Annotated in this window: 1 pseudogene; it reads right to left on the bottom strand. The window is 40.2% G+C overall.

What is annotated here, in order from left to right:
* Positions 1–244, bottom strand: a pseudogene (locus R2R70_RS22485) (hypothetical protein); the annotation flags it as partial.

Here is a 244-nt window from a genome sequence, read left to right as displayed (position 1 = left end):
CTTCCTGTCGCGTTTTAAAAAAGTTCTGAAAAGGATCGCCGCTTGTTGAAATTCGGTCGAGTACGGATGGAATTGGAAAAAGTTTGGGGCTTAGTTTGCTATTAACCTCATTCCAATAAAGAGGAGTGGCAACATAGCCAAACTCATTGCCTCTTGTAGAGTAAGGTGCGATAATGGTTTTTCCTTCCGCATGCTGTACATAGTCTAAATACAGTTTATTGTTTCGATTCTTCTTAAGACGTTC

This window comes from Cobetia sp. SIMBA_158 (assembly GCF_046566945.1).
Lineage (GTDB): Bacteria > Pseudomonadota > Gammaproteobacteria > Pseudomonadales > Halomonadaceae > Cobetia > Cobetia amphilecti.
This window is presented reverse-complemented; position numbering and strand designations above follow the sequence as displayed.